The organism is Martelella sp. HB161492, assembly GCF_013184775.1.
In the GTDB taxonomy this organism is placed as follows: domain Bacteria; phylum Pseudomonadota; class Alphaproteobacteria; order Rhizobiales; family Rhizobiaceae; genus Martelella.
Genome location: NZ_JAATVV010000003.1, coordinates 327,733 through 341,047 on the forward strand (window position 1 = coordinate 327,733; position 13,315 = coordinate 341,047).

The following is a 13,315-nucleotide window of genomic DNA, read 5'->3' on the forward strand; positions in this document are numbered from 1 at the left end:
TGGGTACCGGTTTCGCATGATCCGAATTATTGGCCCGGCTTTCCGTGCGGCTTGAGATGGGGCGCCGGAAGGTCCGGGATTTTGGCGTTTCGCGCCGCTCGCCGCCAATGATGAAAACAGATGATCAAGCCCGTTTGCCGGGATAAACCGGCGGCGCGGCAAAATATGATGCGAACCCATGACCGAAAAAACTGACAAGATCGACTATTCCGCCACGCTCTATCTGCCGAAAACGGATTTTCCGATGCGCGCCGGCCTGCCCAAGAAGGAGCCGGAAATCGCGGCTCGCTGGCAGGACATGGGGCTTTACAAAAAACTGCGTGAGGATGCGAAGGGTCGCGAGAAATTCGTGCTCCATGACGGCCCTCCCTATGCCAATGGCAAGATCCATATCGGCCATGCGCTGAACAAGATCCTCAAGGACGTCATCACCCGCTCGTTCCAGATGCGTGGGTTTGATTCCAATTATGTGCCCGGCTGGGATTGCCACGGCCTGCCGATCGAATGGAAGATCGAGGAAGAGAACTACCGCGCCAAGGGCAAGGCCAAGCCCGATCTTTCCGAACCGGCGGCCATGATCGAATTCCGCCAGGAATGCCGCGCCTATGCCGCGCACTGGATCAAGGTGCAGACGGAGGATTTCCTGCGTCTCGGTATCGAGGGTGACTTCGAAAATCCCTACACCACCATGGCCTTCCATTCAGAAGCGCGCATCGCCGGCGAATTGATGAAGATCGCCAGGACGGGGCAGCTCTATCGCGGTTCCAAGCCGGTGATGTGGTCGGTGGTCGAGCGCACGGCGCTGGCCGAGGCGGAAGTCGAATATCACGAGAAGCAGTCGGACACGATCTGGGTGAAGTTTCCGGTGACCGAAGGGCCTTCCGAACTCCTTGGCGCCTTTGTCGTCATCTGGACGACGACGCCCTGGACCATCCCCGGCAATCGCGCGATCTCCTTCTCCAACCGCATCGAATACGGGCTCTACGAGATCACCGAAGCGGTGAATGATTTCGGCCCGCAGCCGGGCGAGAAGCTGCTCTTTGCCAAGAACCTAGCGGATGACTGCGCCGAGAAGGCCAAGCTGGTGATGACGCTTCTCCGCGATGTGGACGCCTCTGAGCTTTCGGCGCTTGTCTGTGCCCACCCGCTCGTCGATCTCGGCTACATGTTCAAGGTGCCTGTGCTTGATGGCGACCATGTTACCGACGATGCCGGTACCGGCTTCGTCCACACCGCGCCCGGCCACGGCCGTGAGGACTTTGAAGCCTGGATGGATCAGGCACGCCATCTCGAAGCGCGCGGCATCTCCGCCAAAATCCCCTTCACCGTTGGTGATGACGGCTTTTACACCGAAGATGCGCCGGGCTTTGACGGCGCGCGCGTCATTGATGATAACGGCAAGTGGGGCGATGCCAATGAGCGGGTGATCAAGGCCCTGATCGCGGCAGACAAGCTGTTTGCCCGCGGTCGGATCAAGCATGACTATCCGCATTCCTGGCGCTCCAAGAAGCCGGTGATCTTCCGCAACACGCCGCAATGGTTTGTCTATATGGACAAGGATTTCGGCGACGGCTCGACGCTGCGTTCGCGTGCCCTCACCGCGATCGACAATACTCGCTTCGTCCCGGCAGCCGGCAAGAATCGCCTGCATGGCATGATCGAATCGCGGCCTGACTGGGTGCTCTCGCGCCAGCGCGCCTGGGGTGTGCCGATCTGCATCTTCGCTGACAAGGCTGGCGAAGTGCTTGTCGATGATGCGGTCAATGCCCGTATTCTTCAGGCCTTCGAAGCAGAAGGCGCAGATGCCTGGTTCAAGGCCGGTGCGCGTGAGCGCTTCCTTGGCGACAAGGCGTCGGAAGACTGGGAGATGGTCACCGATATTCTCGACGTCTGGTTCGATAGTGGTTCGACTCACTCCTTCGTGCTCGAAGACCGTCCGGATCTCAAATGGCCGGCCGATATCTATCTGGAAGGCTCTGACCAGCATCGCGGCTGGTTCCACTCGTCGCTGCTGGAAGGCTGTGCCACCCGTGGCCGTGCGCCTTACAATGCCGTCGTCACCCATGGGTTCACCATGGATGAGCAGGGTCGCAAGCAGTCGAAATCGCTTGGCAATCAGGTTTTCCCGCAGGATGTGATGGCCAAGTCCGGCGCCGATATCCTGCGTCTGTGGGTCATGACGACCGACTACTGGGAAGATCAGCGTCTCGGCGACACCATCATCCAGACCAATATCGATACCTATCGCAAGCTGCGCAACACGATCCGCTGGATGCTCGGGACGCTCGCCCATGATGAGGGCGAAGATATCGCCATTGCCGAAATGCCGGAGCTGGAACGGCTGATGCTGCATCGCCTGGCCGAGCTCGATCAGCTGGTGCGCAAGGGCTATGATGATTTCGACTTCAAGAAGATCGCTCGGGCGCTGGCCGATTTCGCCAATGTCGAACTGTCGGCCTTCTATTTCGATGTGCGCAAGGATGCGCTCTATTGTGATGCACCGTCGAGCCTTCGTCGCCGGGCAGCGCTTTTTGTCATCCGCAAGCTGTTCGATTGCCTTGTCACCTGGTTCGCGCCGATGATGCCGTTCACCACGGAAGAAGCCTGGCTCGCCCGGGATCCGTCTGCCGTCTCGGTGCATCTCGCCCAGTTCCCGGATGTGCCTGCCGCGTGGCTCGATGGTGACCTTGCCGCCAAGTGGGACAAGATCCGCGATATCCGCAAGGTTGTCACCGGTGCGCTCGAGGTGGAGCGGCGTGAAAAGCGTATCGGCTCGTCGCTGGAGGCGGCTCCGGTCGTCTATATCGCTGACAAGGCGCTGCTGTCCGTGCTGGATGGCCGTGATTTCGAAGATATCTGCATCACGTCGGCGATCGAGGTTGTCGCAGGCGAGGGGCCGGAAGATGCCTTCCGTCTGGGTGATGTTGCCGGCGTCGCGGTTGTGCCGGCGCTGGCCAGCGGCATGAAATGCGCCCGGTCCTGGCGCATCACCAAGGATGTCGGATCGGATCCGGATTATCCTGAGGTCTCGGCGCGCGATGCGGTTGCGCTGCGCGAACTGGCAGCGCTCGGACGCCTCTGAGATCCTGTCTTTGAATGGCCCGCGCCGTTTTCATCGGCGGCGCGGGATCGTAATATTTACTGTCGAATTGCGGTTCGGGCTTAGTTGCGCTAGAAATTGTCGCGAATTTGCCGGATTCATTCGGCAGTTCAGATCTGTAAGCAACTTGTCTAGTGGCGCCGCGGTGCAAGGTATGGTGAGAAAAAGATGCAATTGTCTTCGAATCTCGTGAAGGTTTCCGTGGCGCTGGCTGCAACAATGATGCTGACTTCCTGCCTGAAGGCGCCAACCTATGGAACCGGGACGACGGCAACAACGCAGCTGATGGAAGATCTGGGTGCTGCTGTCATGCTGGTGAAGCCGGATCAGCCGGATATCGATTATGACAGCCGGCCTAGCCTGGTCGAGCCTCCGAAGACTGCAGATACCAAGGATCTGGCAAAGCCGGTTCAGTCGGCCGCGACGACCGGCAACAGCCAGTGGCTTGAATCGCCTGAACAGCAGCGCCAGCGCCTCTATGCCGAGGCGGAGGCCCATAAGGACGATCCGAACTATCGTTCACCGCTGCTGACGGCCGATAATCCGCAGGCCATGAGCGAGAAGCAGCAGCTTCAGGCCTTCCGCAAGGCCCGCGCCGATGCCCAGACCATCGATATCACCCAGACCAAATATCTGATCGATCCGCCGTCGGCTTACCGGCAGCCATCTTCGGAAGCAGCGCTTAACGATCTTGGCGAACCCGAGCGCAAGAAGGAAGCCCGCCGCAAGAAGCTGGCTGAAGGCAAGGATCCTGACAAGTGCTTCCTGTTCATGAACTGCACCTATGGATCGCAGCAATCGAATAAGGAGTTCCTGGCTGGTGATGCGCCTGTCAGCGAAGAATAAGCGATCTGGCGAGGCAGAAATGGCGTTTTCAATCCGTCCGGCTATCCGGGACGATGCCGAGACCATTTTCGGCTTTGTCCGTGATCTCGCGATTTTCGAGGAAGCGCTGGATAAGGTTGAAACGACCGCTGAAGGTCTTGCCGATGCAATTTTCGGCCCGTCATCCGTGACGGAAGCCCTGATTGGCGAAATTGACGGAAAACCCGCCGGTTTCGCCATCTATTTCTTCAACTTCTCGACCTGGCAGGGCAAGAACGGGATCTATCTCGAAGATCTTTATGTCTCCCCCGAAAACCGTGGTTCCGGGCTCGGCCGGGCGCTGATGCGCCGGGTCGCCGAGATTGGCGTCGAGCGTGGCTGCGGGCGGATGGAATGGAGCGTGCTCGACTGGAACGAGAAGGCGATCCGGGTCTATGACGGCATTGGCGGTGCGCCGCAGACCGAGTGGATCCGCTATCGGCTGGAAGGCGAGACGCTGACGGCCATGGCGCGCGGCGACGTCTGACCCTCAGCGCCGGCCGGAAAAGAATTGCTTCAGCAGTATGGCCGCCTCGCGCTCGCTGATGCCTGAATAGACATCCGGTGCATGATGGCAGGTCGGCTGGCTGTAAAGCCGGCCGCCATGGTCGACACCGCCTCCTTTCGGATCTTCGGCGCCATAATAGAGGCGTTCTATCCGGGCGAAGGAAATGGCCGCTGCGCACATGGCACAGGGTTCCAGCGTGACATAGAGGTGCGCTCCTGGCAGTCTTTCACTGCCGGCGACGGCGCAGGCCTTGCGGATCGCCTCAATCTCAGCATGGGCCGTGGGGTCGCATTTCTCACGCGTGCGGTTCCCCGCAGCAGCGAGGACAGCGCCATCGCGGACGACGACCGCGCCGATCGGCACTTCGCCTCTTTCGCCTGCGGCTCTTGCTTCGTTGAGTGCAATGGCCATGAAATCGCGTCTGGCGACCATTTTAGACAAGATTCCTCTTAACCCGTGAACATCGAACTGATAGAGGATCGACATCAACAGGCAAGGCAAAATGAGCGAAAAAGACAAGTTCAAGCGTTCCGGCGGCAAGCCGGCGCAGGGTAAAGGGCGTCCCGGACCGAAAAAGCCGGCTGACAAGGCAGCGAAGCCTGCCGCCGCGGCAGCGCAATCCGATGCCGCCGGTCAGCCCGAGCGCATCTCGAAGATCCTGGCCCGCGCCGGCGTTGCTTCGCGGCGTGATGCCGAGCGGATGATCCTTGAGGGCCGTGTCAGGGTGAACGGCACCCTGCTGGAAAGCCCGGCGCTCAACGCAACGCTTGCCGACAGGATTGAGGTCGATGGTGAGCAGATCCGCGGGATCGAGCGGACTCGGCTGTGGATCTACCACAAGTCAGCGGGGCTGGTGACCACCAACGCCGATCCGGAAGGCCGGCCGACGGTGTTTGACAACCTGCCGAAGGATCTGCCGCGCGTTATCTCGATCGGCCGCCTGGATATCAATACCGAAGGTCTGCTTCTGCTCACCAATGATGGCGGACTGGCGCGGGTGCTCGAATTGCCGTCAACGGGCTGGCTGCGTCGCTATCGCGTGCGTGCGCATGGCAGCATCGATCAGGCGGGACTCGACAAGCTCAAGGACGGCATTGCCGTTGACGGTGTTCTGTATGGCGCCATCGATGCCACACTTGATCGCACCCAGGGCTCCAATGTCTGGATCACCATGGGGCTGCGCGAAGGCAAGAACCGCGAGATCAAGAATGTGCTCGGCGCACTCGGCCTGTCCGTCAACCGACTGATCCGGATTTCCTACGGTCCGTTCCAGCTTGGCGACCTTGCCGAGGGCAATGTGCTTGAAGTGCGTGGCCGCACGCTGCGTGATCAGCTCGGACCACGGCTGATCGAAGATGCTGGCGCCAATTTTGATGCGCCGCTCTATAACGAGCGCCCGGAAAAGGCAGAGGAAGAGCCGGCGGCCCGGCCGGCACAAGCTGCATCACGCCCCGATCGGGCTGAACGGCCACGGCGTGAAAAACCTGCCGACAAGCGGGAGCGTGGTCGCGACCGGCTTGATACCAAGCCGGCAGAGCAGGCCGACATTCCGCGCGGACGCACTGCCAATGTCTGGATGGCGCCGGGCGCCCGCCCGCTTGGTCCGAAAGCCAAGAAGAAGGCGGAAGACAAGGCGCGTCAGGATGCCCGTCGTGATGAGCGCCGGTCAGCGGGACGGCGCGGCGATGGCCGGCGCAGTGCCGAAGGCGATGCTGGCGATAAGCCATCGAGGCCGCGTGGCGAGAAAAGGCCGTTTGACGGCGAGAAGCGTGGCGGCAAGTCTTTTGCTGCGCGTGGCGAAGGCCGGCCCGAGCGCAAGGGTGGAGACAAGCCCTTTGCCAGGGGCGAGCGCAAGGAGGGCGGCCGCCCGACCGGCAGTGGCAAACCCTTCGGCAAGGGGCCGCGCCCGCAGGGGGGACGTCCCGCTGGCGGCGGTAAGCCGCGTGGCGGCCCGAAAGGCACGCCAGGCAAGGGCCGGGGCTGATGCGCATTGTCGGCGGTGAATTTCGCGGGCGTGCGCTCGCGACACCGAAAAGCCAGGCGATCCGTCCAACGACGGATCGCACCCGGGAATCGCTGTTCAACATCATCGCTCACGCCTATCCGGAAGCGCTCGACGATACGAACATGCTGGATCTGTTTGCCGGAACCGGCGCGATCGGCCTTGAGGCGATCTCGCGCGGTGTCCGCATGGCGGTCTTCGTCGAGAACAGCGTCGAAGGGCGTGGCCTGTTGTGGAGTAATATCGATACGCTCGGTCTCCACGGCCGCACCCGCATCATGCGCCGCGATGCGACGAAAATTGGCCAGCCGGTGCAGCTTCAGCCGTTCGATTTTCTGTTCGCAGATCCTCCCTATGGCAAGGGACTGGGCGATCAGGCGCTGGATGCCGTCGACAGGGGGGGGTGGCTGAAGCCGGGTGCTCTCGTCATCGTCGAGGAAAGAGCGGGTGTCACGCTTCAGCTTTCAACGGTTTTTCAGCCGCTTGAAACCCGCGATTTCGGCGATACCGAGATGCATTTCTTCCGCTATCAGCAGCGTGCGGGCATCTAGCGCATCGGCTCGAAAATCGGAATCGTTTTTCGAAAAGAACGTTGCTTAGATTCAATAAGATAGAGCGCCTGCATCGGCTGGCATTGTGCGCGGGTGCCGGCGGACATGAAACATGTCAGCCGGAGACACGCACCCCGCGCCGCAGGGACTGCTCCGCAAAACAATCCTTAAGGCTGTGAACGCGCTGTTGATCTGATGTTTCGAGTTTCCAGTTCGGGTTCACAGCGAAGTGATATCCGGCATTTTTTGCCGCGGTGATGAAGTCGTTAAGTTCCTTCTTGTTTTCAATCGATCCCATGACGGGAAACTTGCCGAAGCCAACCGGACTTGCATAGGTCAAGGGGAAGTTATCCGTGTCATTGGCCGCAGGGCTGAATGAGTCGGCATTGTGATGGAACACCGGCTGCCCTTCCTGTCCTACAGCCTTGTTCAGCACCGGGATGATCTCGCGGATTCTGGGCGAGGCGTTGCCGATTTCCGGGTCCTCATGGGCATAGAACTGGCTCGGGGTTTCGGTGTTGAGCCGTTTGTGTTCACCGCCACGGCGATGCAGATAGGACTCGTAGGAAATGTCGCGGTTCGGGACATTGTCGGCTTCGCCGAAGTCTGCTTCATGCGGCGCGACTGCGAAAAGGTCGTAGTCGGCTGTCAGGCCCTTCGATTGCGGCGTTGGAGCCAAAACTTCCACGGGCTTGCCATCCAGCCGGATCTCAACCGACTGCCGCTGGTCACCCTCTTGCGGATGGGCCGTGAAGTGAAGCACGTCACCGCCCGGCGCCCGGCTGCTGATTTCCAGCACTGCCGTATCGTCCCTGGAACCGTCGAACGTGATGAGGTTTGACTGGCTCAGGCTTTCCAGACGGTCACGCGAAATGACAAGAGGCACGGCGTAGGCCTCTTTCTTCTCCAGCGAATCGGCGACCTTCTTGCTAAACGCTGTCACACGACCGGGATCGCCATTCAGCTTGCTCAGTCGCTGATCGACCGGGATGAAAGCGCATTGCGGTCCCCAGTTCGCGCTCTTGCCCTTGACATGGAAGCCTTTCGTCGGGTGCCCTTCGGCGATGAGCTCCTGGGCCATTTTGTCGACGGGACGTATGGCAAGGATGGTATTGCGATCAACCGCGACCGCGTGAACCGCCAGAAGATGCTCAGCACTTATGCCTGACTGATCCGTGGCTCTCTGCGCCAGGTCCCGCCTCTCGGCTTCCTGAAGGTTTTGCGCCTTCATCATTGCGTCGCGGCTCGCAAGACTCTCGGCGCAAGGGAGGCAGGTGCTGGGTGAGCGGGTCCGGTCAAACGGGCCCAAAGGCGTCGGAGCCCAACTGCGGGCCTGCCTCGTTTTGGCCGATTTGGAAAGATCCGGCACAGTTGCAGAGCGGGCACTGCCGCCATCGGGCAACGCTTGACGTTGATGTGGTTCAGATGCGCATCTCGGTCGAATTTGCATCGCTACGATTCCTGCTTGAATATAAAACAGGATATATCGCGGTCTTCTAGCTATCAATAATTAAAATATACGTTAATGTGATTTAATATATACATTGATCTAGAGTTATAATAAAATTATATAATGTATTATATACATATATTGATGACCTGACTTTGATGGTCTTTCATGTGTGTCAGGCGGCACTATGCGGCAGCACAAAGGGCGTCTGATCCGCAGGCACCCGGTTGACCGACAGTCTTGCGCCGAAGACGCTGAACAGGATGTCATCGGTCAGGACATCGGCCGGGCTACCAGCGGCGATGATCCTGCCTTCGCGCATCAGGATGATGTGGTCGGCATAAAGGGCTGTCAGATTGAGATCATGCATCACGGCGATGACGCCGCCGCCGCCGGCACAGAAATCGCGGGCAAGCCGCATGATGGCGATCTGGTGGAGGATGTCGAGGCTTGCCACTGGTTCGTCGAGCATCAGCCATCGGGCCTTGCCGTGAGCGACCGGCATTTCGATCTGGCACAGGACACGCGCGAACTGAACGCGCTGCTGCTCGCCGCCGGACAGTTCCTGATAGAACCGCCCTTCGAAGCCGGTCAGATCGACGGCCTTGAGCGCACCCGCAATCACGCTCTCATCACGCTGTTCCTGGCGGCGTGTTCTGCCGGCAAGTCCCATGGCCAGAACCTCTGCCACGGTGAACGGAAAGGCGAGTGTGGAAGATTGGGGCAGCACGCCGCGCATCTTTGCCAGCCGCCAGGCGGGAAGTCCTGAGATCGGCATGTCGTTGATGGCGATCTGACCGTCAAGCACGTCCAGTTCGCCGGAGAGGGCCCGCAGCGTCGTTGTCTTGCCGCAGCCATTCGGGCCGCAAATGGCGGTCAGGGCACCGGAACGAGCCGAGAGGCTGATCCTGTTCAGGATGGTTCGTCCGCCAAGGGCGAGCGTGAGGTTTTCGGCAGTAATCATGGGCCTAGAGGGCAAGCCGCGAGCGGTTGCGCAGTAAAATCCAGAGAAAGAAGGGGCCGCCGACGACGGCGGTGATGATGCCGATCGGCAATTCGGCCGGGGCGGCGACCGTGCGGGCAACGAGATCGGCCATGATCAGCATGCTGCCGCCAAGAAGGGCGCAGGCCGGCAGAAGGTAGCGGTGATCCGGTCCGATGACGAGACGAAGGAGATGCGGCACGACGATGCCGACGAAGCCGATACCGCCAGAAACGGCGACACCGGCGCCCGTTGCCGCGGCAACCGCCAGAATGGTGATGTTTTTCAGTCGCTGCACCGAAATACCCATGTGAAAGGCGGTGGCTTCGCCAAGCGTGATGGCGTTGAGCCCACGGGCCATGAAGGGCAGAACTGCGAAGGCTGCCAGCATGATCGGGGCAATCGCAAAGACCTTTGCCCAGGTTGCGCCAGCCAGCGAACCCATCGACCAGAAGGTCAGGTCACGCAATTGCTGGTCATTGGCGAGATAGACAAGGAAGCCGGTGGCCGCGCCCGCAAGCGCGGAAAGGGCGATGCCGGCAAGCAGCATGGTTGCGACGGAGGTCTGGCCATGACGGGTGGCAACCTTGTAGAGGATCAGCGTGGTGGCAAGCCCGCCGACAAAGGCGGCAAAGGGCAGGGCGTAGAACCCCATGAGCCCGGAAAGCGGCGCCGCCAGCGAGCCGCCGAGAACAATCATGATGACGGCACCAAGCCCGGCGCCGGCGGACACGCCGACAAGGCCGGGATCCGCCAGCGGATTGCGAAACAGCCCCTGCATGGCGGCGCCGCAGACAGCTAGCGAGGCCCCGACCAGAAAGCCGAGAATGGCGCGCGGCAGGCGGATATCAAAAATGATGATCCGGTCCCGGCTGCCGATGGCGTCCTGATTGCCGGTCATGATGGCATGGGCGACGTCGAAAAGAGACGCGTCCGATGCGCCCCAGGAGACCGAGAACAGAACCGAAAGCACGGCGGCAACGGCAAGAATTGCGATGGTCACGGCCGCCAGCTCCGCACGGTTTCCGGTCTGGCTGTGGTGGGCAATCCGTCTGAGGCCCGAAAATGGTTCCGTCAGGGCCATGTGGTCACGCACCTCCGTAGATGGCCGTCGAAAGCGCCTCGACGCCATCTGCCAGGCGGGGGCCGAAACTCATCGTGGCGATCGGGTCGACGCGGAAGATTGCATGGTTCCTGCCGGCCGGCGTGAGCGCCAGTGCGGGCTGAGCCAGGGCATCGGCGTCCGATACGGCGTGGTTGCCCGCGACGCCGCTCATCATGATGATGACGTCGGGCGCCGCCGCAATGATCGCCTCGTCGGTCAGGGCCTTGTAGCCGGGATAGCTGCCGACCGCATTGTCGAGGCCCGCAAGGGTGAGAATGCCGTCGGCTGCCGTGCCTGTGCCGGATGCCATCACCTTGCCGCCGCTGAGGCTGAGGATGAAGATCGCCTTCTTGCGGCTCGCCGCCGGGCGGGCTTCATTGCGGGCGAGAATGGGATCAAGCTTGGCGGTGACGGCCTCGACGAGTGCCGTTGCTTCAGTCTGTTTGCCAAGCAGATCGCCGATGGCCGTGATTTCGCCGACAATGCCGGCGCGATCATAGGTCTCGGGAATTTCGGCGAAGGTCACATCGGCATTTTTGAGGACATCCAGTGTCTCCGGCGGACCGGACCCTTCAATGGCGATGATGGCGCTCGGATCAACGGAGAGAACGCCTTCAGGCGCGAGCTGGCGCATATAGCCGATATCCGGCAGAGCCATGGCCTGCGGCGGGTACATGCTGGTCGTGTCGCGGCCGACAAGCAGGTCTCCGGCACCCAAAGCATAGATGATCTCGGTGACCGAACCGCCGATGGAAACCAGCCGCGAGGGATCTGCAAGCGGGTCCGCCGATGCCGGCCGGGCGATGGCAAGGCCAAGCGTCGCGAGCAAGGCGATGCGGCGGGAGGCAGAGAGAAGAGAATGGATATGCATCTGGATTTCCTAGGCCGCTGCGGTTGCCTTCAGGCGCGGCAGGTTCTCGACAAGATCGCGCCAGGCGGGGCGCTCGGCGAAGCCTTCCTGGCGCTTGCCGAAGAACTGGATGATCATGCCGCCTTCGGCGTCGAAAGCCTCAACGGAGGTGACGTGGCCGTCAGCGGTTGGCTTGCGCACAAGAAAGGCGCGGGTGATATGATCGCGGCGCAGATGGAGATGAAATGTCGGATCCATGACGTTGATCCAGGGGCCCATCTCGACGATGTTTGAGACCGGGCCGGAATGGATCTGCACAATGCCGCTATTGGCGACAAAGGCCATGATCGGCAGATCCGGCTGGGTTGCAGCACGCTTGAACATCTCGGTCACCGCGTCTGGCGCCAGTTCCTCGGCGTAATCTGTGCCGACGCTTTCAAGGGCTGTCTGGCGATGAAGCTTCATGTCGGACAGCATGCCGAAGAACTGATGCGTATCGGTCATGGCCGCCCAGCGTCCGCGCAGCACTTCGACATCGACGGCGTCCGGGTTGCGCTCAAATTCACTGTCATGCGGCGTTACAGCCTCAGCGGTGAAGATGCGCGACTGGTCGTCAAGCCTGGCGTCCGTGACAAAGCTGCGATAGGCGTCAAGGTTCGAGCCTGGACGCAGATGCAGCTTGAAAACTGCCGTGCCGCTCCTGTCGAAATATTGCAGGCTCAGCTTTTCATTGCCGTCCTTATCCGTTTTGGCGACGGCAAATCCATATGCCCAGCGATTGGGGAAAATGCGCAGGTCGATATTCTCGCCGAGGACGATCGACGCCCTTGCGCCGGAGCGGATGTTTTCGAAGACGCCGATTTTTTCATGCACTGCACTGTCATTGCGCGATAGTGCCATGATCTCGCCAAAGGCTTCGGCATGGGCCAGCAATGTTGCCGGATCGGCGATGATGCGGGTTGCGGTAAATCCAACGTCGGCGGCAACGAGTTCTGCCTCACTGATGCCGAGCCGGGCGGCAATGTCGCGCTCGCGCATGCCCGGGTTTTCCGCCCGGAAAGCGCGGATCTGATCGGGCGTGGGGCGGGAAGAGGCTGTTGGGTCTTGCATGGTTCTGGCCCTATTTGTTCAGGATGAGTTTGCCCTGGCGGGTGATTTTCATGTGATAGTCTGCGCCCTGATGGCGAATGATGATTTCGCTGTCGCGGCCGAAAAGCGCCGTACTTTCAATGACGCGGCGGGTTCCGACGCTGTTTTCCGGCGGCATGGTGACCGTTTTGTTTTCATTCATAATGGCCGTGTCGTCCTGCGGCTGATAAACTTGATTCAAAAAGGAAGCTTATATAACTTGACTTAATAAATCATATTTGTCTATCCCGTAATGCGCCTGTTTGCTTCAGGGCATGCGACAGGCAGAACGAGGTATTGGATGTCACTTTCTCGAATGAAATTGCGGCTTGTCATGGCCGTTGCTGCCGCGATCACAGGGCCATGCAGTGCGGCGATGGCGCAGGAACAGCCGATCGCTGCAGCCAAGGCGACGGTTTCGCTGGAACTCAACGCGGTGATGACGACGGCGAAGGGCTGCAAGCTGACTTTTGTTGTGGAAAATGGCTTGAAAATGCCGATTACCAGCCTCAAGGCGGAGGTGGCGCTTTTCAACGCCGATGGCATTGTCGACCGGATGACCATGCTGGATTTTCTGGATCTGCCGGTCGAAAAACGCCGCGTTCGCCAATTTGAGCTGCAGGGTGCGCCCTGCGAGGAGCTGAGTGGATTGCTGCTGAACGATGTGAAGGTCTGCGAGGGGGGCGGGGATCAATGCGTCGCCGCGATCGAAACCCGTTCAAAAGCGACGATTGGCTTCGACGGCTGAGGCTTGTCGCCGCAGTGCAACACATGC

The 13,315-nt window shown here is 60.5% G+C and carries 13 protein-coding genes; 6 read left to right on the top strand and 7 right to left on the bottom strand.

The genetic code is table 11. From position 1 onward, the window contains the following. The first annotated feature begins 178 nt into the window (after positions 1-178). The 3 genes from ileS (at position 179) to HCK86_RS07270 (ending at position 4,451) form a co-directional block, all read left to right on the top strand. Positions 179-3,082, top strand: coding sequence for an isoleucine--tRNA ligase (ileS, locus tag HCK86_RS07260; protein ID WP_176083783.1), 2,904 nt, complete (start codon positions 179-181; stop codon positions 3,080-3,082). A 186-nt stretch (positions 3,083-3,268) separates the two neighbouring features. Then, on the top strand, positions 3,269-3,946 hold the full coding sequence (locus tag HCK86_RS07265) for a hypothetical protein (RefSeq protein WP_176083784.1): 678 nt from the start codon (positions 3,269-3,271) through the stop codon (positions 3,944-3,946). A 19-nt stretch (positions 3,947-3,965) separates the two neighbouring features. Beyond that, positions 3,966-4,451, top strand: coding sequence for a GNAT family N-acetyltransferase (locus tag HCK86_RS07270; protein WP_176083785.1), 486 nt, complete (start codon positions 3,966-3,968; stop codon positions 4,449-4,451). Between the two features lie 3 nt (positions 4,452-4,454). Here HCK86_RS07270 and HCK86_RS07275 read toward each other — a convergent pair whose 3' ends face one another. Further along, complete coding sequence (locus HCK86_RS07275) at positions 4,455-4,904, bottom strand: nucleoside deaminase (RefSeq protein WP_246739491.1); 450 nt, start codon at positions 4,902-4,904, stop codon at positions 4,455-4,457. 70 nt (positions 4,905-4,974) lie between these two features. Here HCK86_RS07275 and HCK86_RS07280 point away from each other — a divergent pair, with 70 nt between their 5' ends. Both HCK86_RS07280 and rsmD read left to right on the top strand, forming a co-directional pair. Continuing rightward, positions 4,975-6,456: a pseudouridine synthase gene (locus HCK86_RS07280; protein ID WP_176083786.1), complete on the top strand. Its 1,482-nt coding sequence runs from the start codon at positions 4,975-4,977 to the stop codon at positions 6,454-6,456. Further along, entirely contained in the window at positions 6,456-7,025 is a 570-nt protein-coding gene (gene rsmD / locus HCK86_RS07285; RefSeq protein ID WP_176083787.1) for a 16S rRNA (guanine(966)-N(2))-methyltransferase RsmD, read from the top strand. The genes HCK86_RS07280 and rsmD overlap by 1 nt, the downstream gene beginning before the upstream one ends. Positions 7,026-7,140: 115 nt before the next feature. Here rsmD and HCK86_RS07290 read toward each other — a convergent pair whose 3' ends face one another. The 6 genes from HCK86_RS07290 to HCK86_RS07315 all read right to left on the bottom strand — a co-directional run bounded on the left by HCK86_RS07290 (position 7,141) and on the right by HCK86_RS07315 (position 12,703). After that, positions 7,141-8,259 (bottom strand): anthrax toxin-like adenylyl cyclase domain-containing protein, encoded by a 1,119-nt coding sequence (locus tag HCK86_RS07290; protein WP_176083788.1) that lies wholly within the window; start codon positions 8,257-8,259, stop codon positions 7,141-7,143. Between the two features lie 391 nt (positions 8,260-8,650). Further along, positions 8,651-9,439 (bottom strand): heme ABC transporter ATP-binding protein, encoded by a 789-nt coding sequence (locus HCK86_RS07295; protein ID WP_176083789.1) that lies wholly within the window; start codon positions 9,437-9,439, stop codon positions 8,651-8,653. A 4-nt stretch (positions 9,440-9,443) separates the two neighbouring features. Further along, positions 9,444-10,541: an iron ABC transporter permease gene (locus tag HCK86_RS07300; protein WP_176083790.1), complete on the bottom strand. Its 1,098-nt coding sequence runs from the start codon at positions 10,539-10,541 to the stop codon at positions 9,444-9,446. A 4-nt stretch (positions 10,542-10,545) separates the two neighbouring features. Continuing rightward, positions 10,546-11,433, bottom strand: coding sequence for an ABC transporter substrate-binding protein (locus HCK86_RS07305; RefSeq protein ID WP_176083791.1), 888 nt, complete (start codon positions 11,431-11,433; stop codon positions 10,546-10,548). 9 nt (positions 11,434-11,442) lie between these two features. Beyond that, complete coding sequence (locus HCK86_RS07310; protein ID WP_176083792.1) at positions 11,443-12,522, bottom strand: ChuX/HutX family heme-like substrate-binding protein; 1,080 nt, start codon at positions 12,520-12,522, stop codon at positions 11,443-11,445. Positions 12,523-12,532: 10 nt separating this feature from the next. Further along, entirely contained in the window at positions 12,533-12,703 is a 171-nt protein-coding gene (locus tag HCK86_RS07315; protein ID WP_176083793.1) for a hemin uptake protein HemP, read from the bottom strand. 138 nt (positions 12,704-12,841) lie between these two features. Between HCK86_RS07315 and HCK86_RS07320 the strand changes: the two genes are divergently transcribed. Beyond that, positions 12,842-13,288, top strand: a complete 447-nt coding sequence (locus HCK86_RS07320) for a hypothetical protein (protein WP_176083794.1) — start codon at positions 12,842-12,844, stop codon at positions 13,286-13,288. Positions 13,289-13,315 lie beyond the last annotated feature (27 nt).